Here is a 22630-nt window from a genome sequence, read left to right as displayed (position 1 = left end):
CTGCCTATTCTTCAGGGTATAGGTAAAGGATATCCCCCTGTTTTCTGTAAGTCCCTTTTATTTCGCCGATGCCAGCCAGGACGAGTGCATCCTTCATTTCGACGGGCGCGGCATCCGAAATAAGATGCAGCTCTTTTATATGGCGATAATCCTCTTTAATGACCGCGACCACTGGCTGCTGGATGAGGTAATCCTTTTGGCCGATCGCCGCTTTAAGGTAATGGTTATGCAACAACTTCTCCCCATGCCTGAAGATATTCATCGGGTCGATGCCTTTAGCCGCCATATTTCCTTTTATGCAGACGCGCAACCCGGGCTTTTGATAAAAACGGTTGAATTCCTCTTCCCTTATTTCAAGAATCTCCTGGACAATGCCCCTGCTCTCCCCGCTTACAGATAACTTTACCGCGGGAAGTCCCATCCCATGCAAGGCTTCTTTTAAAATACCATATAACGTCTTATCGGATTCCATGAAAGATTCCTTCCAGCGCGGTGAAACTTTGTCGAGGATCAAACATAGAAAGATTCCCGTATAATAGCAGCTTCTGCGCAAATGGAAGGAAGATTCATAAGGTTCTTTGAGGAAATCCGCATAGTGTTCGAGAACTTTATCAAATGGAATCGGGCTTACGAGCGACTTTGCCTTCGCTTCGATATAAATGGCTGGCCCTTCGACGGTTTCAATTTTGTTTTCGTAATCGAGTGCTTCTCCAATCAGTTCCGAACGCTTTTCCCTAAGTGCTATAAAACGACCGATAAATTCACGCTTCAGGTCCATGCTGTCCGCCATGAATGCTTCATAGAGCGCTTGCCTCTCCTGAATCCTCGCCTCGACATTTTCCCCCAGGATGGGGTACATGATTCCGAGAAGTTCATTCGGAAACCGTTTTTCCCCTTTACTATATTGATAGCCATGGAAGAGTTCGTGGACCACGGTGGAAAAGAGCCCTTCATAGCTGTCATGCATTGATAGATTGGCTATCGCGGTTGGATGCCCTTCAAAAAGGATTATCGTTTCAGCGATGAACGAATCCGTCCATGGCAACACGCAGTAAGGCTTTTCACCTCCCGCAGGATAGTTTGGATGATTGAACAAAAAAACGTCCTTATCATTATAAAGCGCGAACGCAACATATTGAAAGCCTGGCCATATTTCTTCCGGGCTCGTTTGCCTCAAGTCTTCTGCTATCCGGTCGATCGTGCTATCCACGGAAATCCCCCCTCTTGTTTCATTCAAAAGTATAGTTCGTTATTCTTCATGGAAAAACCTTTCGCCAATACAATTATAGTATGCAACGAATCCATTATTGAAATTTCTTCCTCCAGGATAGTATGATTAAAAAGCTGTCCACTGTTAAAAAGAAATGGAGATTTACCATGAGACTTAAAGATTGGGATACGAATTTGCGCATCCGGCTCGCAGCCGAGGCGTCTTTTAATACAATGTTTTGGATGTTCTTCCCGTTCCTGGCGATCTATTTTTCCGAGGAATTCGGAAAAAGCAAAGCCGGGCTGCTGCTCGTCTTTTCACAAATATTCTCGGTTGCCGCTAACTTGATCGGAGGCTATTGCGCGGACCGGTTTGGCCGGAAAAGGATGATGGTCCTGTCCGCGGCGGGCCAGGGATTGTCCTTTCTCGTCTTTGGAATGGCCCAGTCGCCGTGGCTCGATTCCCCGATGCTCGGCTTTATTTGCTTCGCGCTAGCAGGGGTATTTGGCTCGTTTTACTGGCCTGCCAGCCAGGCGATGGTTGCGGATTTGGTTCCTGAAAAAGACCGCAGCGAAGTATTCGCCGTGTTTTACACCTCGATTAATATTTCGGTCGTTGTCGGGCCGATCCTTGGATCGATCTTTTTCGTCCGCTACCCTTTCGAGGTGCTGCTTGTTTCGGGTTTCATCGGCCTCCTGCTTTCATTTGTCCTTTTAAAATGGATTCGGGAAACAAGGCCATCAGCATCTTCTGATGCCAAAACCCGCCGTAACAGCTGGCATTCAGCGATCGTGGGCCAGTTCAAAGATTATGGAGTCATCATGTCCGATAAGATTTTCCTGCTGTTCATCATCGCCGGGATTGTTGTTGCGCAGACGTTCATGCAGCTCGATTTGCTGTTCCCTGTTTACATGAAGGAATTTGTCGGGACACAGACTGTCCTGAGCTTTGGGGACTGGGCTTTCAAGGTGAACGGGGAACAGGCTTTTGGCCTGATTCTTTCTGAAAACGGGCTGCTTGTCGCGCTGTTTACAGTTTTTGTGACAAGGTGGGTGACAAAATATAAGGAACAGCATGTATTCATCGCTTCGTCCATTTTATTCGCGATTTCAATTGTTCTGTTTGGGCAGACCGTGTGGATTTGGGGACTTATTTTTGCAATGGCGATCTTTACCCTCGGGGAACTTGCGACAGCTGGCGTCCAGCAAGGGTTTGTTTCAAAGCTTGCCCCTGAACACCTGCGCGGACAATATTTCGCCGCGGCCAGCCTCCGCTATACAATCGGCAGGACGATCGCCCCCCTGTCAATACCGCTGACCGAGTGGATCGGCTATAATTGGACGTTCGCCACCCTGGGCTTCCTGTCGCTTTTAAGCGCTGTGCTGTACTGGTTGACCTTTAGGATATATGATAAGCAAAAAGCGGTTACAGGCTAAAAGGAGGACCAGAACATGTTTTGGCAAACAAAACCTCAATTATCGGATCTACTGGCGCGGCTCGTCAGCATTCCCAGCATAACCGGGACTGAATCAGAAGCGATTTTCCCTGATCTGCTCGCGCTTGAGCTGAAAAAACTTCCCTACTTCCAGGAGAATGCCCATCATCTGAATGTCCATAATTCGGAAGACGGTTCATTCCTCTCTGCTTTTGTGGAAAAGAAGGGGTCAAAGAAGACAATAGTGATGATCAGCCACTTCGATGTCGTCGGGGTTGACGATTATGGGCAACTGAAGGAATTTGCGTTCAATATGGAAAAACTGACTGAGTTTTACCATAATGATCCCGGGCTGCTTCCGGACGCTTTCCGGGAAGAGTTCCAGTCCGGCGAATGGGTTTTCGGCCGGGGTTCAATGGATATGAAGGCAGGCATCGTTGCGCAGCTATCCCTTCTGGAAAAAGCCGCGGAAGGTAAAATTGATGGGAATCTCCTGTTCGTTACCGTTTCGGATGAGGAAGTCAGCTCAAAGGGAATGTTGAAAGCGATTGATGAAATCCTTCGCCTGAAAGAAGAACATGGGCTTGAGTACATCCTTTGCCTGAATTCAGAGCCATCATTTAAAGAACACCCGCATGATACAAACAAATACATGTATACCGGAACGATTGGGAAAATGATGCCGAGCTTTTTATGTATCGGCCAGGAAACGCATGTCGGGGAACCATTCGCCGGCCTGAACGCCTCACTAATGGCGGCCGCGCTGACGATGGAGTTTGAACTGAACAGCAACTTCGCCGAAACGATTGGCGAAGAGCGCACCCCAGCACTTACCAACCTGATGATGCGGGATTTGAAAGCGGGCTACAATGTTCAGACGCCAACCTCAGCGGTAGTGATGTATAACCTTCTGTATATGGAAAAAAAGCCTGAAGAATTGGCCAATGGGATTTTGGCGGTAACCAAAAAGGCCGCCGGAAAGATTGTAGATCTCTACCAATCAAGAGCCGAAGAAGCCGGTGTGCACGGTTTGCCTTTTAATATTGCCGTTTATACATGGGACGAGCTGTATGCGAAAGGAGTGTATTCGATTGGGGCTGAAGGAGCCGAACAATTGATTGCCTCCGCGCTTGCTGCCGCCACCGGGGAGGATGAACGCGGGAAGACTCTGAGGATCGTCCAGGAGTTTTCAGGGTTTGTGGATTCAAGGCCTTGTATCGTGTTTTATTTCAGCCCTCCATTCTACCCGGCTGTTTCATCCAGGAATTCGCAATTCATCCAGTTGCTTGCCTCTTTTGTGAAAAGAGAAAATGAAGCAATTATCGAACGAGGCTTTTTTCCCGGCCTTTGCGACTTGAGCTATGCCTCAGCGTCCATGTCGGAACAGGATGCCAGGATTCTCGCCGGCAATATGCCGCTCTATGGCCAAGGGTATTCGATCCCGTTTGACTCAATCAAAAAACTCGATATGCCAGTATTCAACCTCGGTCCCTACGGAGCTGACCCGCACCAGAAAACAGAACGGCTTGAACTCGGCTTCTCATTCAGCACGCTTCCCGAGCTCCTCGAAAAACTTGTCCAGCAAGCTTTTCGGCTATCCAAGTGAAGCAGGGGCGTATTTTGATTAATTTAGGCAATCCACTTTTGGGTTGCCTTCTTTTTTATAATTTTCGGCAGCCTTCCCCTGCCATTGGGCGCTTCCAGGGGCACTTGCGGTTTTTAAAGGTTTTTGTCAATATTCTTTTGTGAAAAATTGGTGAACTTTTAATTGAACTGTTTAAAAAATGAGCGTATACTTCGAGTTAACAGATACTTAACCATGTTGGGATGGTGAAAATGATGGATTGGATGTCTCCTACCTCCTTGTCAGGGATCATCGCATTCGCATCGCTGTTTTCCTGGGGGATTTACTTAAATATAAAATTGTACAGTGATATCGAGCAGTAGGCGGAGCCTGCTGCTTTTCGTTTGCCTTTTTTAGCTAAAATTTTTTGAAAACCCGCGTGTATATTATTTCTTTTTTTTCCAAAAAAACGATAAACTGAGGAGGATGAAACAGGAAGAGAGGTACATACGATGAATGATTTTCAAACAAGATTGGAAAAGTACGCGGAGCTTGCGGTCAAAGTTGGGGTGAATGTCCAGCCAGGCCAGACGCTTGTTATCAATGCGACGCTTGACGCGGCCGAATTTGTCAGGGTTGTAGCGAAAAAAGCATATGAATCCGGCGCATACAATGTCGTCGTCAACTGGAACGATGATACCGTATCCCGCCTAAAGTATGAACTCGCCCCAGAGGAAGTATTCAATGAGTACCCACAGTGGCGGGCGAAGGAAACAGAAGAGCTTGCCGAAAATGGTGCGGCATTCATGTCGATCGTTTCTTCAAGCCCAGATTTGCTGAAGGGTGTGCAGCCGCAGCGGATTTCCAGCTTCCAGAAAGCGGCCGGACAGGCTCTTGCCAACTACCGGAGGATGATTCAGTCCGATAAAGTTAGCTGGACAGTAATTGCCGTCCCTTCCCGCGAATGGGCCGCCAAAGTATTCCCTGATGCTCCGGAATCCGAGCAGGTTGAAAAGCTCTGGGATGCGATTTTCAAAGCTGTACGCGTCGACTCGGAAGATCCGGTCCAGGCGTGGAAACATCATGACGAGACCCTCCACGAAAAGGTCCGTATCCTGAACGGCAAGCGCTTTAAATTCCTTCACTACAAAGCTCCCGGCACAGATTTGACAATCGAGCTTCCAAACGGCCATCTGTGGGTCGGAGCCGGCAGCATCAATGAAAAAGGCTTTGAATTCATGGCCAATATGCCAACGGAGGAAGTATTCACCGTTCCGCTTAAAACCGGCGTTAACGGAGTCGTTTCAAGCACAAAACCGCTCAGCTATGGCGGGAACATCATTGACAGGTTCAGCCTGACGTTCCAAAATGGCCGGATTGTCGATGTAAAAGCCGAGGAAGGCGAAGAAATCCTGAAAAGGCTTGTGGAAACCGATGAAGGCTCCCATTACCTTGGCGAAGTGGCGCTGGTCCCTTACGACTCGCCAATTTCACAGTCAAATGTATTGTTCTTCAACACACTTTTCGATGAAAACGCGTCAAACCACCTGGCAATCGGAAGCGCGTACGCATTTTGCATCGAAGGCGGCAAAACAATGACTGCCAAGCAGCTTGCAGAAGCAGGGCTGAACGAAAGCCTTACCCACGTGGACTTCATGATTGGTTCCGCCGAAATGAATATCGATGGAATTACCGAGGACGGCAAATCAGAACCAGTCTTCCGCGGCGGAAACTGGGCCATTTAACTAATTGATCAAACGTTTGATCGAAAATGGTTTATCCCATGATAATGAGCATGACTTCATAAAATCAATCAAACGTTCGATTGAAAAGGCAGGCGGGGTTGAACAAACTCGGCCTGTTTTTTTATAAACTTTAAGCTTTTCCTAAATTCCTATCATTACTTATACGGGCAGGTGGGCCTCTCCTTTTATGTTTAAGACGGTGACAACTCCCTGTTTTCCTGGTAAAGTAGGCATATCATTTTTAAAACGGGGGATATGGAATGCTACAAGATTTCAAGAAATTCGCAATGAAAGGAAATGTGCTTGACCTGGCTGTCGGGGTCATCATCGGAGCGGCTTTTGGAAAAATTGTCACTTCGCTCGTACAAGATATCCTGATGCCGATCATAGGCCTGCTAATGGGAGGGATCAACCTTAAAGGCTTGAAAATTAAAGTTGGAGACGCCGAGGTCCTCTACGGAATTTTCCTTCAATCATTTGTCGACTTCCTTATTGTTTCTTTCTCGATCTTTCTTTTTATAAAGATCATCCAACACTTCAGGCATAAACATGAAGAAGAGGAGGAACAGGAAATTGAAGAGAAAGTCGATAAAACCGAGGAACTGCTGACGGAAATCCGGGACCTTCTCAAAGACCAGGCAAAGCAATCAGCGGACAGGGGCTAGCATTTTCCTTTTTAAAACCTTTGTAAACTTCATTACAAAAGGTCTTTTTTTACAGGCTGGCACTGCTAATAAAATCACATTTTTTTCAAAAAAATTGAAACCTTCAAATCATCCCGTCCGTACAACATTTATACCAAAAAAACTATGAGGTGAAGAACTGATGTATGTACAAACCAGCACGGAACATTTGCCATCCGTAATGAGGGCTTTCGCGATGTCGATCGCGTTCGCGCTCCTTGGCGCAATGGCTGGTGTATACGTTCCACCGGCATTATTCCTGCCACTAATTATCCTTGAAATCGGCATGCTGCTTTTCGCATTTTTGATTCGCAAGAAGCGGACGATTTCCTACACATTCCTATATGCCTTTACGTTCATTTCGGGTATAACCACATACCCAATCATTTACCACTACATGGCACAATCTGGCGGCAAAGTCGTCTTTCTTGCACTAGGTACAACAACGGTCGTTTTTGCCGGAATCGGCGTTTACGCGACAAAGACAAAGCGCAATTTCTCCTGGATGGGCGGCATGCTGATGGCAGCCCTGCTCGCACTTATCGCGATTTCAATTTTCAATTTGATCTGGCCGCTTAGCTCGACTGGAATGCTCGCTTTCTCATTCGTCGGCGTCCTTGTTTTCAGCGGCTACATCCTGTTTGATTTTAATAGAATGAAGCATTATGGCGTTACGGCTGAAGAAGTTCCGCTTATGGCCCTTAACCTGTATTTGGACTTCGTCAACCTGTTCATCAATTTGCTGCGCATATTCGGCATTTTGTCGAGCGACGATTAATATGAGTTCCCCCTTTTTGAATAGATAGCAAAGGCAGGCCTTCCCCCGGGCCTGCCTTTTGCTTATTTAAAGAAGGAATTCCGCTTTTTCCCTCGTAAAATATCCCCTGACCAGCCTTTTTTCCTCAGGACAATATAGAGGATAAGGGTCGAAATGGCAACCAATGCTATCGCAAACAAATACCCGTACTTCCATTCCAGCTCCGGCATGTTCCGGAAGTTCATTCCCCATAAAGCTCCAAGCGCGGTGATTGGGGTAAACAGTGTAGTCAGGACAGTCAATGTTTTCATAATTTCATTTCCACGGTGTGATGAAACGACTTCCTCGAGTTTAATGAGTGTATCAATTTCAGTCTGGTATTCGTTGGCGATATTAAATCCCCGTTCAATTTTCAGGGACGTTCTTTTGTATTCAGGTTTTCCTGAAGCCCTTTCCCCAAACGCTTCTTCCATGGCAATTTTTATTTCCTGAAGGGGAATCATCAGATGTTTAAGGACAAGCAGTTCATGGCGGGCATGATAAATTTTCTCTAGCAGCCCGGTACTGTTCTCTTTTTTTACCTTCCAAAAAAGGTCATTGAGCTTTACCTCAAATGGGTCGATTTCCAGAAGGCTGCTGGTCGTCATTTCCCCAATCAGTACAGAAAAGCCTTCAAGGGCATTTTCTCCATGGCCCATTTGTTCTTTAAGAAGGTTGTAATCTTTTTTTCCAAAGACATCAAAATCCAGGCCGCTGGTAATCATGAAGTTTTCCGCGACAAAAAAATGAAAATAGTGATAGTCTTCCTTATCCGTTAAACTTTGTTTAAAGACGAGCGTTCCGGCCAACCATTCCTCTCCCTTATGAAATGTATCGACCATGATATTATTCGTTTTCATCTTCGGTATTTTAGCTGCCCATTCATCTATATTATAGGGGCGCTTTTCCTCGGCAAATTTCCTGATTCCGGCAGTATCGGATTCCGGAAACTCCAGCCACTCCCAAGCCCCGTTTTTAAATACATGTCTCATTTACTGCCACATCCCATTCCATTCAATAAAAGGCAATTAGCTCTATTTAAAACATCCCCCCAGGAAGCCATTTCAAAACTTTTTTACACGGAAAGGGGCAGGAATGTTTTTTCGGACTGGCCACCGGGTAAATAAAACTTACACTCTCAAGAGAGAATATACGAAAAGGAGATGGGCTTGCATGAATAAGAATACCCGCTATATGGTCGCCGGCGCTGGAATTGGGGCACTCCTATGGTACGCGTTAAAACCATCCAAAATGAACATGAAAGAAATGGTTAATAACGTTGCAAGCAAGCTTCCATTTGGGAAAAGCAGCAATGAGCCTGTTGTCGCAAAAGCGGGCCTCTCCGATCCGATGGACCTTGATGACAACAAAATGGTTAGCGAAGGGTCGCAGTATGGAGTCCATTATTACAACCAGAACGAGCAGGATAAAGCCTAAAGGAGCCTTCCTTTAGGCTTTTTGTTGATTAATTGGACGCTTGGTTCTAATCAATCTGCAGGCGGAGGAAATCGCGATGGGTTATTTATTTATATTAATTTATATCGGGATTATATTGCTCGTAGTGGAAGTATGTACGACCTTATTTGTCCTGACAGGGTTAGAATCACCTATTGCCCGCTTCCAGGTAATCTCCATGCTCACAAGTACTGGTTTTACTACCGGTGAATCCGAGCTGATTATTTCCCACCCAATCAGGAGGAGGCTCGGCTCATTCCTAATATTGTTTGGGGCATTTTCCCTTGCTGTTATCATTTCCGCTATCAGCGGCATTCTCCAGAAAAATTTTCATATAACCGAACTCGGCATTATAGCCGGAATTCTCGTCCTGCTTTTGGCCACCCTTAAACTCCCTTTATTGAAAAAAAAGCTCTCTGCCAAGCTGGAGGAAGAATTGGAACATAACTTTAAACTCGAAGACCTTCCAATCAAAGACGTCCTATTGCATAATGACGATGATTACTTTGTCGATATCCATATTCACGAGGAATCGGATATGATTGGGCATACACTGAATGATAAGATCAAATCTGAGGAAGATATCAACATATTGTTTATCAGGAGGGGAGATGTAGCCATCCGCCACGAGCGGCACAGGGAAAAAATCCAGGCTGGCGACCAACTGATCCTTTACGGGGATAAATCACTTCTCAAGGAAAAGTTCGCTTCGGAAATCAACGCGCATAATGAAAAACTAGAGGAACATTCAGAAGCGAAATCCCACATGAAATGATTCTTTTATGTGCGGCCAACCTTCTAGCTATTGATAGCAAAAGGCTAGCATTTCCTAGCTTTTAGGAACCTGTTCGATAGATATATGAACCAGGTTAGAGTTTTATGGACCTAGTTAAGGTATTATGATCCTAATTATGGTTTACGAACCTGTTGAATAAAATAGGCCTCCTCCATATAAAAAAAGCCTCCGATCTCCAGAACGGAAGCTTTTCTATCTTCTAATAATCAAGGTTCCCACCCCTGCTATTTCGTAAGGTTGTGCTTGAATGCATAGATGACGGCCTGTGTCCGATCCTGGACTTGAAGTTTGGAAAGGATATTACTGACATGGGTTTTTACTGTTTTTAACGCGATGAATAGGTCGTCGGCAATTTCCTGGTTCGTTTTTCCTTCCGTCATCAACAGCAGAATTTCCATCTCCCGTTCCGTGAGTTCCTCGTGGGGCAGGAGTTCTTTTTTCTGGCGCATCTTGAGCATCATTTTCCCGGTAACTTCCGGTTCCAGAATTGATTGGCCCTCATATGTAGCCCGGACGGCGTTGGCGATTTCGCTTGCCTTCGATGTTTTTAGCATATAACTCGTCGCACCCGCTTCAAGGGCGGGGTACACTTTTTCGTCGTCAAGGAAGCTAGTAACAATAATGATTTTCGCCTCTGGCCATTGCTCGATAATTTGGCGCGTCGCCTCGATTCCATCCATCTCCTTCATCACAAGGTCCATCAGGATAATATCTGGCCGCAGTTCGAGCGCCATTTCGACGCCGCGTTTCCCGTTGTCCGCTTCGCCAACCACCTCGATATCCGGCTGCGCGGTTAGATAGGATGATACACCAATACGAACCATCTCATGGTCATCAACAAATACAACTTTAATCATTTTTCCCATCCCCATTCGACACAGCCGGAACCTTCACTTCAAGCCGCGTCCCTTTATTCTTTACAGAAACGATCTTCAGCGTCCCGCCTATTTCAAGCGCCCGCTCATGCATATTTTGCAGCCCATACGCGCCGGCTTTCCTGTCTTCTTCGTCAAATCCTACCCCGTCATCAACAACTCGCATGATTATAAGCCCATCCCTCTTGATCAAAAGCACCTCGAGTGACTTTGCTTTCGCGTGCCTGAGCGTATTCGAGACCGACTCCTGAAGGATCCGGAACAGATGGTCCTCCACTCCTTTATCCATCGGAAAGTCCTCCGCCCTCCAGGCAATGTCCATCATTACCTTCTGTGAAAGCTCATTAAGCAGCTCAGCGATACCTTCCTGAAGCGATTTCCCCTTCAATGCCGCCGGGCGGAGATGAAGCAGGAGCGCCCTCATTTCAATTTGGGACTGATGGATCATCCCTTCAACAAGCTTCAGCTGCTTGGCTTCAGGGCCTTCCTCTTCCCCTCTCGTTTCGGTGACGGCCGACATAAGCATTGAAGCGGCGAAAAGCTGCTGGCTCACTGAGTCGTGAAGTTCGCGGGCAAGCCGGTTTCGCTCCTGGGAGATGATTTCCTGAATCCTTACTTCCTGCTCTTCGGCTTTTTCGGTGGCGAGCCGTTGAGATACCTTTGCTTTTTCCGACAGCTGGGCATTCAGCTTTTGGAACCGTTCATGGATTTCCTGCATTTCATATATAGTACAGTCATCCTTGAATTCCGCTTGATGGCCTTCCTCAATCTGGCGAAGCGACTGTCCGATTAGGGAAAGCTGCGATTTCCAAAAAACTCCGGAAATCAAGCCGAACAAAATTCCAAATGCGCCGATTGACGCGGGCAAAAAAATGATGAACGGGATGCCCATCAGCTGCCTCTCCCAAAGCTGAGACAAGTCGGAAATCGGAAAAACGACAAAAAAAGCCACTGAACCAATCCCCATCAAAACGAAGGCGAACCCGAGGCTCCAGATGACTTGCCTTTGGATAGCGCTCATATCCGGCTCACCTCGAGATTCCCAACGATTAATGATGTAAAGATTTTAACCTTCTGGATTGATTCATCATAATCGGCTGTTTTGAGCTGATAGACCTGGTTAAAAACCTTCTCTTCCTCCTCGCCGAAAATCGTCGTGGATCCCGCCATCACCGAGTGGTTTATGCTGACCTCCATCTCATATGGGACAAGGATTTGGACATTGCCGATGAAGTTCCGGATAAAGATGACCGTCTCCCCTTTTGGAAAAACGGTGTAGCTTAAATCAATGGTCGTATCGCCAACCCCCGCCTGGATGTTGATGTCATTCCAGTCATAAACATGGCCCGGGGTCTTTTGCTGTCCAAACAATATATTTTCAAAAAGCGGTTTTGTCCTGGCCATTTGTCTTGGCCCGCCCTCAGGATTGGGTACTTCGATGGCCGGGGCAATCCGCTTCGGTGTCTTTTTCGACTGGATGAACTGGATGAAAACCATAACGAGCATCCCAATCAGCACTAATTTCAGTGTAATCATATTCATCAGGCTCGCGATTAAAACGGCAATCCCTATCCAGAAAAGGAACTTTCCAAATTTGGAAGGAGACTTTTTCCTGCCGATATAAATCAACGCCACAGACAGGAAAATGGAAAAAACAAGGCCGCTGTTAAAAAACGCGATTTCCAATAAAAGTATGATTCCGCCTCCAAAAATGAGCCAGCCCATGTAGTCCCCAGTCATTTTCCTATCCATTCTTCTTCCTCCCCGAAAGCCGCTTCTGTTCTATAAATCTTTGCGCCCTCTTTAGAATATCATTTACCATTGGTGGTTGTCTTTAACATATATATAATTGCGAATTGGGAGGGGCTGCCTCCGCAAACTTCCACTATTTTACAAATAGGGCGTCCCAGAGATTTCCCGGATCCGCCCCAGATTTCTATTGTAGTCGCATTCCCTTGCATCTACCAGCCAATCTTATTGCGCGTTTTGCAGTCCATCCTGGTCTTTCAGCTGTTTTTCTAGCTGGGCAATCCTTACATCGATTGTGCTGCGTATATAGTTGTTATTTGCATCATGTTCGATCGAATCAAGATAGGTTTCGATTTCACGGAAACGGTTTTCCGATTTCAGTTCGCCCGTTTCAACCACCTGGCTGATACGGTGATTGGCCCTGCTCATATTTTCCCGTCCCATCAGTTCCAGGCGGCGGATATTCATATCCTTCAGCTTGTGCTTCATTTCCTCGTATTTCGATTCAAGCTCATTGTGCTGCCTTGTGGCATGGGCAATCGCTTCTTCCAGCCGGGCTGCGCGCTCGGAGTATTGCAGGAATTCCCGTTCGGCAAATTCCTGAAGGCTTAGTTCCCCAGCTTTCGAGGCAATGTCCCCCTGATGCTTCCGCTTTGCGGCCATATCTTTTGCAAGGTGGAATTCGCGTGTGAATTCCTCCTTCAATGCATGCTGCCGTTCAACAAGCTTCCTTACTTTTTCAGTTTCTTTCTCGCACTGGCGAAGATACTCGTTCAGCATCGCAATTGGATTTTTCCTTTCCTTCTGGTCCAACGCTTCGTGCAGATCCGCCATCACTGTGTTTTTTAGTTTAGTAAATAGGTTTGCCATTTTCTTTTCTCTCCCTTACGATTAGTAGTTTTTATGCAGGTCGTTCCACTGCTTTTCAAAGTTGACGAATGGGTCCGATTCTGTAACGGGTTCGGAATACTTTGCTTCATTCCAGTTTTTGTACACGAGGTACAGCACATACGCCGCCGCGATTCCGAACAGGGCAGGCGCATTGCTTGCCGCCGCCGACAGAACGATCAAACCAAGGATGCCAAGGCCAATCCTCGCCGCCGTCGATTTTGTCTTCAGGAACTGCTTAATCACAAAGTACAGAATTGCCAGGCTGATGACCATTCCGGCGATCGGACCGATTGTCGATAACAAGACGATGGCCGCGATTCCTCCCGCCACGAGTAAACCAAATTTCTTCATTTCATTTCCTCTCCTTTCATGTCTCTATCTTACCTTCAAGCAGAATTTTCAATAACGTGCTCTAGCCAGATTTTCATCTAGGACTTGAGGCGGAGGACACGCTCGGACCAGCGGTATGACTGGCTTTTTTTAAAAAAAGAAAAGCACCCGCTTTGGAAAGCGGATGCCGGAATTAATCTTATTTCGAAATGAACATCTGTGTCCAGTAATGGCGCTGGGAACCGCCTGCCGCATAGCCAACGCCGATATGCGTATAGCCCCGGTTCAGGATATTCTCCCTGTGGCCCTGTGAATTCATCCATGCCCGGACTACTTCCGCCGCGGTTGTTTGCCCAGCCGCGATATTCTCACCGGCAGACCTGTAGGCAATGCCGAAATTCTTCATCATTGTGAACGGTGAACCGTACGTAGGGCTCGTATGGGAAAAATAGCCCTTGTCCCTCATATCGACTGACTTATATCTCGCCACCCTGGAGAGCTCCCAATCATGCGCAAGCGCCTTAAGCCCATGTTTGGCGCGCTCTTGATTTGTCAGGGTGATAACCTGCTGTTCAACCGACTTCGCGCCAATTGTCGGAATGGTTACCTTTTGGCCGGGATAAATAAGGTTCGGATTTTTAAATTGCGGGTTTGCCCTAATCAATTCATACAGCCCCACATGATATCGAACGGAAATTTTCCAAAGTGTATCCCCGCGGACAACTGTATGGGTTGTCTGTGCGCTTGAAATCCCCGGTACTGCAACAATGGCCATGACTAACACAAGTAAAATCAATAAAGCTTTTTTCATCTTATCGCCTCCTCGGGATAGATTGTGTTTTTTTCACAAAAATATACCGAGAAAGAGGGTCATAGGGCTTATTCTTTGGACGGGCGGGAAAACAGGTACTGTACCCTCATTCGTATTTGGGAAGACTACTATCGAAAGTTTTTACAGGAGGCGCAACATGGAAAACCTAACGTGGCTGGAACTGATTGTCCTCATTCTGGCGAGCTACCGCCTGACCCACTTGATTGTTTTTGATAAAATCACAGAATTTATCCGCAAGCCATTCATGAAAAAGAAAAAGATCAAGACTTCGCATGGGAGCGAGGTTAAAGACGTCCCGAAAAACATGTTTGGCTACCTGCTTAACTGTTATTGGTGCGCGGGCATTTGGAGCGCGATTTTCCTTGGGGGAGGCTATCTGCTCTTTCCAAAAGCATTCCTTGTCCTCGGCCTGATCCTCGCTATTGCCGGAGGGCAGTCCGTCATTGAAACATTTGTTGGTGTCAACATCAAAAAGGTCGCCTACTATTCGGCAAAGGAGCATGAAAGCAAAACCCCTGATGTCGGCCCGCCAAAGGAACATCCGAAAGGCTAACACGTAAAAAAACTCGCCAACCGTGGCGAGTTTTTTATATGAAAATGCGAACAGTGCCTGTCACTCCCCGAAAAATCTTGTTTCACAGGGTGTTTCACGGGAGAAAAATGCGAACAGTGCCTGGCACCACCCGAATTTTCTTGTTTCACAGGTGTTGTTTCACAGCTAATGATGGTTCGGCCGTGATGTTTTTAAGATTAACTTGGCAGTCATTTACCTGCTCAAAAAGGAATGGGCAGCATCCTGAAGTATGCCATTTAGTCCGTATCCATTTTTATCAAATCCCACGAGGAAACGATTCCGATTGGCATTTCCTTTTGGGAGCCATTTTCCGTAATAATGACGGCCTCCAGCTTGTTTTCATGCTCTGGACGCGAGTCGTACAAATCCTGGAGTTCGAAGATGTTCATATCCTTGGATACAATCTTAACCGTATTAGTCTTTTCATGCTTTTGGACATCGCTCAGCTTTTGCCCGGCGAGGTCGATTTCGGAGCCTTTCAGCCTGCTCGCGAAATAGCTCCTTAGCCCGCTTTCAGTCATCAGGAATTTAAAGTTCTCTCCCCGATAAACCGGGTACTGGGTAAATTCATGTTTTTCCATCTCTAAAAGCGCATCCCTGACATCTTCATCCGCTTGGAAGGTTTTGACCGGCTTTGAAGCGACCGTCAGGATTGACGGTGGGACCCGCAGGAATTCAGCGATTGCTTCTATTTGTTCAACGACCTCGGGATGGGGTTCGGCGATATAGAAATTTTTCCGGCTCTTTTCATGAACAAGCGCGTTGCGGAGCCTTGCATAGCTTTTTAAATCGTCAAAATAACGGCGGATGGGCGCATGCCTATTCTTCACTTTATGGAGCAGCTCGATGAAATGGTCCGTATCGGCATTTTTCTCGAGTTTTTTTAATTCAGTATGGATCTGGTTGAACGCCACCTCAAAGCGTTCGGATCTCTCTCTTTGCCTTTTTATCTCTTTTGGATTATGAGCCATTGGCTGGCCTCCTTAAAATTTCTAGCTTCCCATTACTTATTTACCAACCCGGAGGTGATTCTGAAACATGGCAGTTTTTGCGTATCAGGAACCCTATAGGTCTTTCGTGACAATAAAAAACGCACCGGCCTTTTGGGCTGGTGCGTGGCCCTTACATTTTATTTCCTTTTAACGGACTCTTTGATTGCTGATTCAAACTGGCGGATGATGTCATTCGCATGCTCGATTCCGGCCGAAATGCGGACGACCTGGCGGTTGATACCGAGCGCGGCACGGGCTTCAGTAGACAGCGCCCGATGTGAAGTCACTTCAGGGTGGGAAACCGTTGTTTCTACTCCAGCCAGTGTCGGTACGATTTTAATCCAGGATAGCGCCCGGAAAAATGCATTCATATCCACCTTATCCGAAAGCTCGGCTGTTACAATCGCGCCATAGCCTTCTTTGCCATTCTCGAATGGATAATACACTCTTTTAACATCGGCGTTATCTTTTAGCGCCAGAGCTAGCATTCTCGCATTGGAAGATTGGGCTTTCATTCGCAAGGCAAGCGTTTTTAACCCCCGGGAAGTCAGCCACGCTTCAAACGGGCTCAAGTTGGCTCCAAGATTGACGATTTTCCCCGCAACCTTTGCAATTAGGTCTTCCCTTCCCACAACAACCCCTGAGGTAACATCACTGTGGCCGCCGATATACTTCGTCGCGCTGTGGGCAACAAGGTCGGCGCCAAACTCATAAGGGCGGACATGCAGCGGCGTCGCAAACGTATTATCCACGAGCGTGAGCAGGCCTTTCTTTTTTGCAAAAGAAATAACGGCCTCGAGGTCCTCGACGCGAAGAAGTGGATTCGTAATCGATTCCGTATAAATCAACCGGGTGTTTTCTCGCACTTCCTTCTCAACGTTGGAAAGGTCCGTAAATGAAACAAACGTAGTCTCAATGCCAAAGTCTTTCAGTTCTTCCTTCAGCATATGGTAGGTGCCGCCGTACACATCGTCTGCCGCGATGATATGTTCGCCGCTTTTAACCACCGCAAGCACTCCGGCAAGGATAGCCGACAATCCCGATGAAGCCGACAATCCGGCAGGCGCGCCCTCAAGCCTGGCAACCGCGTCTCCAAGCTCATCCGTATTCGGGTTTCCGACCCTTGAATACAGATAGCGCCCATTGCCTTCATAAAAACCTTCAAGCTCGTCCAAATCCTTGAATGTAAACGCCGAGGTCTGGTAAATTGGCGTGGCCTTGCTTGCAATCTCCCTGTTGCCTTTTTTGTCCCCATGCAACACTTTTGTTTCGAATTCCTTTGCCATTTAAGCCACCTTCTTCTATAAGATATCCTTTTATTCAGAGTATGAGGGTGAGTATATCAGCCGGAGGATAGTGAGTCAACGCAATTCTAAATTCTTTAAATTGTCAAAAGATATCATATAGAGAAAACTCGGCAGCCAATTTGGTTTATTTTCCCCGGAAAGGGAACAATAAAGTGAATTGCAGATTGCAAAAGCGCAGTTATCCGGTACAAGGAGGAATAATATGGACGGGCAAAGTAGAATGCCAAAGTATCCGAGAACGTATTGGCGGGAAATTGACCTGCCGAAGTTCGGCAGGCTTGAAGGGGATCTGGAAGTCGATGTTGCGATCGTCGGGGCCGGAATGACGGGAATCACGGCTGCCTACCTGCTTTCAAAACAAGGTAAAAAGGTGGCGATAATCGAGGCCGGCAGCGTTCTGAACGGCACGACCGGGCATACGACCGCGAAAATCACCGCGCAGCACGGCCTTTTGTATGATGAACTGATCAGCCATTTTGGCGAGGAAAACGCGAAGCTTTACTATGAATCCCATTCCGATGCGCTCGGTTTTATCAGAAGGGTCATTAACGAGGAAAACATCGATTGCGACTTCAGCGAACAGGATGCCATCATTTACTCGGTAACCGATGAATACAAATCGAAAATCGAGACCGAAGCCGAAGCTTATAAAAAGCTTGGCATTCCGCACGAATTGCGCACAAGTATACCGTTTAACATCGAAGTCAAGAATGCGCTCGCAATGAAAGATCAGGGACAGTTCCACCCCCTTAAGTATTTAAGGGCTCTTTTGAAAAAAGCCGTAGATGCAGGGTGCCAGGTGTTTGAAAATACCACCGCGAAGGACATCACCCTTGAAGGCGGAACCGTGGTGCATACGAAGGAAGACAAGAAAATATCGTGTGGGCATGCGATCATCGCCTCGCACTGGCCATTTTTTGATAAAAGAGGGCTTTACTTCGCAAGGATGTACGCGTCCCGCTCGTATGCAATCGGCGTAAAATCGGACAAAGAGTATCCCGGCGGCATGTACATAAGCGCCGATTCTCCTACGCGCTCAATCCGCTATACGCCTCATGATGGGGATAACCTGCTAATTATCGGCGGGGAAAACCACCGGACCGGGAAAAGTGAGAATACAGAGAAGCATTATCTGGCGCTCGCTAAATTCTCGGAGGATGTGTTTGGAAACGGGCACTATATGTACCGCTGGTCTGCACAGGATTTGGATACGCTCGACAAGCTTCCATACATTGGGCCGTTGAAGGACGATGAGGAAACAATCCTTGTTGCGACGGGCTATAAAAAGTGGGGCATGACAACAAGCACACTCGCCGGCCACATATTGGCGGATTATGTCCTCAATCTTGAAAGCCCGTACAAAAAGCTTTATCACCCATCCCGATTCGAACTCGACCCGGCGTTAAAAAAAGCGGTCAGCTTCAATGCGTCTGTAGCCGGCCATCTTGTAAAAGGGAAATTGGAGTATATTCCCAAGTTCCCCGGCGATCTTGCGGTTGGCGAAGGCGGCGTTGTTCTGGTCGATGGCAACCGCGCCGGCGGCTACAAGGACGAAACCGGCAAGTTGTATCTGGTTGATACGACATGCACACATCTTGGCTGCGAATGCGAGTGGAACAGTGCCGAAAAGACATGGGACTGCCCATGCCACGGCTCGCGTTTCGCTTACGACGGCGAAGTTGTGGAAGGCCCGGCAATCGAAAATCTTAAAAAGCTGGAAGGCTGAAAAAATGAGGCAAGGGACGGACCCTTTGCCTCATTTTTGTTAGGCACCCTTAATTTATGGAATGCTCATCAAATTCTACAGCCTGAACGAATCCTCTTTTACAAAAAGAACGGGGTAAATTATTCACTTATAATCTTGTTGCCGGTTAAGTTGCAAAAAAACAGAAACACACAAAAAGCCACTCCCGAATAGAAGTGGCTTCCAAAGTTCAATCGAGCATCAATCATCATTCGGCCGATTCCGAACCAGCCTGTCCTGGCCGGTCGTAAACTTTACAAGCTCCGAACTTGTCTTGCCCACACTTTTATTGTTGTTGATCTGCGCATTTCTGTTTCCAAGCTTCTTTCTGCCCATCCGAACCACGTCTCCTTTTTCAGGATATCTTTAGTTTGGGCACTGGAAACGGGTTTATTCACTTTGGAAAAGTGGCAGTTTCTGCTTGAAGCTCCAGGACATTTTTAAAAAATCACTCTGCAGCCTCGCTTTTCCACAAGGCTGGCGTTTTCCGGGCATGCGTTTCCTGCTCAAACGCAAACGCGAGCTGAATCAGCTCCGGCTCGCTCCAGGCTGTTCCGGTAAATGTGATCCCGACAGGCTCGCCGCCATCCGTAAAGCCCGCTGGCACGACAATCGAAGGATAGCCTGCGCGCGCCGAAAGATCCGCACCCTCATCATGTGGGAAAACAATCGCATCAAGCTGATATTCATACAGCACATAATCGATGCCATTGTCTTTCGCATGGTACTCATTGAATTCGAGTGAACGGATATAGGCTTCCTCATACAATCCCCCGCTTGTAGCCTCCGAGCCGATCAAGACTTCCTGGCCGTACTTGAGCATTTCCGCCTCATTTTCCTTATTGAAGCTTATCACGTCAGCAAGCGTCCGCACCTTCGCATTTGACCCGAGCCCCTTCAGGTAGGCGTTCACCCCTGCCTTGAACTCGTAGGTGAGGACCTCCCAATCCCATTGCTTTTTTGCGGAAGGAATCGTTATATCAATCACTTCAGCACCAAGAGATTTAAGCTTTTCAATCGCCTTGTCGACGACAGCCGCCCTCTTTTCCCCCGCTTTGGAAAAATAATGTTCTCTAGCAACCCCAAGCCTTTTACCGGAAAGCCCTTTTTCCAAATGGATTGTAAAGTCCACCCCGCCGAGCCTGCTCGCCAATGTCGCCGGGTCTTCTTTATCCTCGCCCGCAAGCACGGTCAGTAATAACGCCGCATCCGCAACGGTCCTAGCCATCGGGCCCGCCGTATCCTGGGTATGGGAAATCGGAATGATCCCCCTTCTGCTGACCAGGCCAACAGTCGGCTTGATGCCGACAAGCGAATTTTGCGCCGAAGGATTCAGGATTGAACCGGAAGTTTCCGTTCCCACAGCTACCGCCGCGAAATTTGCCGCAATCGCCGCGCCCGAGCCCGCACTTGAACCGCCAACGTCAAACGTACCTGGCCCATATGGGTTAATCGTCTGGCCGCCCCTTGAACTATAGCCGCTCTTCATGCCGATTGCCATGAAATTGGCCCACTCAGTCATGTTTGTTTTCCCGAGAATGACTGCCCCCGCTTCACGGAGCCTGCGCGCCACTTCCGAATCCGCGGGAGCATACGAATCCGCCAGCGCCTTCGAACCCGCGCTCGTATGCATACGGTCCCCCGTATCAATATTATCCTTAATAAGCACCGGAATCCCATGAAGCGGCCCGCGCGCTCCCGAAACTTCACGCTCGGCATCGAGGGCGGCCGCAATCTGTACGGCGTCCGGATTGATTTCAATCACCGACTTCAATTCCGGCCCTTTCCGGTCATTCTGGGAAATCCGGTATAAATACATCAATACAAGTTCCTTGGACGTCAGTTCCCCAGCCATCATTTTTTCCTGCATATCGCCAATTGTCGCTTCTTCAAGCCACGTATCATGCAGTTCCTTCAATCTTGGATTTTGCAAACAAACTCCCCCTGCTGCTTTTTTTAAATGCTACCTGTTAAATGACCGGTTTTTTCGAAAAAATTCTCGGGCAGGTCTTTAAAAACCCATAAGAATAAATCTTAAGATCGATTGGTTTTTTAACTCTTATAAAACATCGCGTTTCATATAACAGTCAGCCTTTTGAGTAGCGGTTTACACAAAGCGGGTTAAAAACAGAACTGGACTGGAAACTCCATCCGCTTACATACATTCGATAAAAGCGCTTATGAATCCTTTTTTGTAAAACACCCTTAGTGACCTAAGCAACGGCTGGCCTCTGCTGTTCGGGCGCTAAATCCTCCTTTAGTGACCGAAAGACTGGCTGGCCATCCCTGTACGAGCACTTTACTGAACTAATTATCCACAGACCGAGAAATTATAAAGGGCGCCACCTGCGTGGACGCCCTGTTTCCTACCGTTTTTTCGCCCGTTCGAGCTCCCTGGCATTTTCAACGGCAATTTTCCCTTTATAAAAAATGCGCTTCTCAACAGCGACGCCAAGCTTGCGGCCATATGCCTTCAGCTCGCGCTCCTCCCGCTCCGTCACGAGCGAAATGACCGTCCCGTTCGCGCCCATCCTCCCTGTCCGGCCGGAGCGATGGATATACTGGTCGATATCTTTCGGGAAATCAACGTGGACGACATGAGTAACACCCTGGATATCAAGCCCGCGCGCCGCAACATCTGTGGCAACAAGTATTTTGATTTTTCCGTCGCGGAAATCCTTTACCGCCTTTTGCCTGTCCATTTTCCCAATCTCGCTATGCAAAAGGCCCACCGACAGTTCCTTGAACTGAAGCTTCGCCGTAATGACCGGGATTTCCGTAATATCGTTAATGAACGCCAGCACCTTAATCCCATCCAGGCGGGCGATTTTTTCAAGCAGGAGCATCTTTTCGCGCGGCTCGCATGAAAAATAAATGTGCTCCACCGTCCCCTGCTCTATCGCTTCATCCTTCGTAATCCTGATAACCTCGGGATTTTCCGTCAAATTCTTCGCAAGCTGCTCGGTCTCCTGCTTCATCGTCGCCGAAAACAGGACAACCTGGCGATCCTTCAGAGCCGACTTTACAATATCAAGCACCGGCCCGAAATGTTCACGGACCAACAGCTGGTCCCCCTCATCCAGGACGATCGTTTTCACCTCATGCATTTTCAGTTTTTTCTGCTTGATAAGCTCATTCATCCTGCCTGGCGTCCCAAAAACGATATGGGGCTTCTTCTTCAACTTCTCGAGCTGGCGCTTCACATTCGCCCCGCCAATGAAAGTTGCCCCGCGAATCCCGCTCCCCTCCGACCATTTCTGGAATTCCTGGTACACCTGCATAATCAGCTCCTGGCTCGACGCAAGCACGACCGCCTGAAGCGCCTGGCTCGAGCTGTCGACCTTCTCAAGAACCGGCAACAAATACGCCAGCGTTTTCCCCGTCCCGGTCGGCGACTCCGCAATCAAGTCGCGCCCATCAAGAATCGCCGGAATCGCCGCCTCCTGGATGGACGTCGGCCGGCTGAAACCCGACTTCTCCCACACATCATGTATAAATGGCTTAAATGTTTCCTGTATCGTTAGCATAGATTGCTCCTTTTCAGCTTTTGATTGTCCTTATTATAAGGAAGATTGCCCCATAAATCCATTTAAGGCCAAGGCCTTTTTTGGAAAAATTGGCCCATGCCACCAAGGTGTTCGCCTCATGGTGC

Annotated in this window: 22 protein-coding genes; 9 read left to right on the top strand and 13 right to left on the bottom strand. The window is 47.6% G+C overall.

Going from position 1 to position 22630, the window contains the following annotated elements; genetic code table 11:
* Positions 1 to 4: 4 nt before the first annotated feature.
* Positions 5 to 1210 carry a hypothetical protein gene (locus tag DRW41_RS12260; protein ID WP_115452290.1) on the bottom strand — a complete coding sequence of 402 codons (1206 nt, stop codon included), beginning with the start codon at positions 1208 to 1210 and terminating at the stop codon, positions 5 to 7.
* Positions 1211 to 1332: 122 nt separating this feature from the next.
* Here DRW41_RS12260 and DRW41_RS12255 point away from each other — a divergent pair, with 122 nt between their 5' ends.
* The 5 genes from DRW41_RS12255 (at position 1333) to DRW41_RS12235 (ending at position 7415) form a co-directional block, all read left to right on the top strand.
* A complete protein-coding gene (locus DRW41_RS12255) occupies positions 1333 to 2646 on the top strand; it encodes an MDR family MFS transporter (RefSeq protein ID WP_342771993.1) in 1314 nt (437 codons plus the stop codon).
* A 15-nt stretch (positions 2647 to 2661) separates the two neighbouring features.
* Entirely contained in the window at positions 2662 to 4251 is a 1590-nt protein-coding gene (locus DRW41_RS12250) for a M20/M25/M40 family metallo-hydrolase (RefSeq protein ID WP_115452288.1), read from the top strand.
* A 470-nt stretch (positions 4252 to 4721) separates the two neighbouring features.
* Positions 4722 to 5954, top strand: coding sequence for an aminopeptidase (locus DRW41_RS12245; RefSeq protein ID WP_115452287.1), 1233 nt, complete (start codon positions 4722 to 4724; stop codon positions 5952 to 5954).
* Positions 5955 to 6214: 260 nt separating this feature from the next.
* Positions 6215 to 6619 (top strand): large conductance mechanosensitive channel protein MscL, encoded by a 405-nt coding sequence (mscL, locus tag DRW41_RS12240; RefSeq protein WP_115452286.1) that lies wholly within the window; start codon positions 6215 to 6217, stop codon positions 6617 to 6619.
* A gap of 160 nt (positions 6620 to 6779) precedes the next feature.
* Positions 6780 to 7415, top strand: a complete 636-nt coding sequence (locus tag DRW41_RS12235; RefSeq protein WP_115452285.1) for a Bax inhibitor-1/YccA family protein — start codon at positions 6780 to 6782, stop codon at positions 7413 to 7415.
* 62 nt (positions 7416 to 7477) lie between these two features.
* Here DRW41_RS12235 and DRW41_RS12230 read toward each other — a convergent pair whose 3' ends face one another.
* The gene (locus DRW41_RS12230) at positions 7478 to 8425 is read right to left on the bottom strand and encodes a magnesium transporter CorA family protein (protein WP_115452284.1); all 948 of its coding nucleotides are present in this window, start codon (positions 8423 to 8425) and stop codon (positions 7478 to 7480) included.
* A gap of 181 nt (positions 8426 to 8606) precedes the next feature.
* Between DRW41_RS12230 and DRW41_RS12225 the strand changes: the two genes are divergently transcribed.
* On the top strand, positions 8607 to 8870 hold the full coding sequence (locus DRW41_RS12225) for a YbyB family protein (protein ID WP_115452283.1): 264 nt from the start codon (positions 8607 to 8609) through the stop codon (positions 8868 to 8870).
* 76 nt (positions 8871 to 8946) lie between these two features.
* Positions 8947 to 9663 carry a TrkA C-terminal domain-containing protein gene (locus DRW41_RS12220; RefSeq protein ID WP_115452282.1) on the top strand — a complete coding sequence of 239 codons (717 nt, stop codon included), beginning with the start codon at positions 8947 to 8949 and terminating at the stop codon, positions 9661 to 9663.
* 245 nt (positions 9664 to 9908) lie between these two features.
* Here the strand turns inward: DRW41_RS12220 and DRW41_RS12215 are convergent, their stop codons facing one another.
* From DRW41_RS12215 to safA, 6 genes are all read right to left on the bottom strand, one after another.
* Positions 9909 to 10541 (bottom strand): response regulator transcription factor, encoded by a 633-nt coding sequence (locus DRW41_RS12215; RefSeq protein ID WP_115452281.1) that lies wholly within the window; start codon positions 10539 to 10541, stop codon positions 9909 to 9911.
* A complete protein-coding gene (locus DRW41_RS12210; protein WP_115452280.1) occupies positions 10534 to 11580 on the bottom strand; it encodes a sensor histidine kinase in 1047 nt (348 codons plus the stop codon). Before DRW41_RS12210 ends, DRW41_RS12215 begins: the two co-directional genes overlap by 8 nt.
* Positions 11577 to 12311: a cell wall-active antibiotics response protein LiaF gene (liaF, locus tag DRW41_RS12205; protein WP_115452279.1), complete on the bottom strand. Its 735-nt coding sequence runs from the start codon at positions 12309 to 12311 to the stop codon at positions 11577 to 11579. The genes DRW41_RS12210 and liaF overlap by 4 nt, the downstream gene beginning before the upstream one ends.
* A 222-nt stretch (positions 12312 to 12533) precedes the next feature.
* Positions 12534 to 13178 carry a PspA/IM30 family protein gene (locus DRW41_RS12200; protein WP_115452278.1) on the bottom strand — a complete coding sequence of 215 codons (645 nt, stop codon included), beginning with the start codon at positions 13176 to 13178 and terminating at the stop codon, positions 12534 to 12536.
* 21 nt (positions 13179 to 13199) lie between these two features.
* On the bottom strand, positions 13200 to 13550 hold the full coding sequence (locus tag DRW41_RS12195; RefSeq protein WP_115452277.1) for a lmo0954 family membrane protein: 351 nt from the start codon (positions 13548 to 13550) through the stop codon (positions 13200 to 13202).
* Between the two features lie 178 nt (positions 13551 to 13728).
* Complete coding sequence (gene safA, locus DRW41_RS12190) at positions 13729 to 14340, bottom strand: SafA/ExsA family spore coat assembly protein (protein ID WP_115452276.1); 612 nt, start codon at positions 14338 to 14340, stop codon at positions 13729 to 13731.
* A gap of 157 nt (positions 14341 to 14497) precedes the next feature.
* Between safA and DRW41_RS12185 the strand changes: the two genes are divergently transcribed.
* A complete protein-coding gene (locus DRW41_RS12185) occupies positions 14498 to 14914 on the top strand; it encodes a DUF1360 domain-containing protein (protein ID WP_115452275.1) in 417 nt (138 codons plus the stop codon).
* A 257-nt stretch (positions 14915 to 15171) separates the two neighbouring features.
* On the opposite strand, the gene DRW41_RS12180 is transcribed toward DRW41_RS12185, so the two are convergent.
* Both DRW41_RS12180 and DRW41_RS12175 read right to left on the bottom strand, forming a co-directional pair.
* A complete protein-coding gene (locus DRW41_RS12180; protein ID WP_115452274.1) occupies positions 15172 to 15906 on the bottom strand; it encodes a CBS domain-containing protein in 735 nt (244 codons plus the stop codon).
* Positions 15907 to 16064: 158 nt separating this feature from the next.
* A complete protein-coding gene (locus DRW41_RS12175) occupies positions 16065 to 17213 on the bottom strand; it encodes a trans-sulfuration enzyme family protein (protein WP_115452273.1) in 1149 nt (382 codons plus the stop codon).
* 223 nt (positions 17214 to 17436) lie between these two features.
* Here DRW41_RS12175 and DRW41_RS12170 point away from each other — a divergent pair, with 223 nt between their 5' ends.
* On the top strand, positions 17437 to 18960 hold the full coding sequence (locus DRW41_RS12170) for an FAD-dependent oxidoreductase (RefSeq protein ID WP_115452272.1): 1524 nt from the start codon (positions 17437 to 17439) through the stop codon (positions 18958 to 18960).
* A gap of 219 nt (positions 18961 to 19179) precedes the next feature.
* Here the strand turns inward: DRW41_RS12170 and DRW41_RS23625 are convergent, their stop codons facing one another.
* The 3 genes from DRW41_RS23625 to DRW41_RS12160 all read right to left on the bottom strand — a co-directional run bounded on the left by DRW41_RS23625 (position 19180) and on the right by DRW41_RS12160 (position 22505).
* Entirely contained in the window at positions 19180 to 19314 is a 135-nt protein-coding gene (locus DRW41_RS23625; protein WP_281272305.1) for a hypothetical protein, read from the bottom strand.
* A 112-nt stretch (positions 19315 to 19426) separates the two neighbouring features.
* Positions 19427 to 20911, bottom strand: coding sequence for an amidase (locus tag DRW41_RS12165; protein WP_115452271.1), 1485 nt, complete (start codon positions 20909 to 20911; stop codon positions 19427 to 19429).
* A 433-nt stretch (positions 20912 to 21344) separates the two neighbouring features.
* Positions 21345 to 22505: a DEAD/DEAH box helicase gene (locus DRW41_RS12160; RefSeq protein ID WP_115452270.1), complete on the bottom strand. Its 1161-nt coding sequence runs from the start codon at positions 22503 to 22505 to the stop codon at positions 21345 to 21347.
* Positions 22506 to 22630 lie beyond the last annotated feature (125 nt).

This window comes from Neobacillus piezotolerans, assembly GCF_003362805.1.
Classification (GTDB): domain Bacteria; phylum Bacillota; class Bacilli; order Bacillales; family Cytobacillaceae; genus Bacillus_D; species Bacillus_D piezotolerans.
Note: the sequence above shows the minus strand (reverse complement) of the source record. Positions and strands in the feature narration are given on the sequence as shown.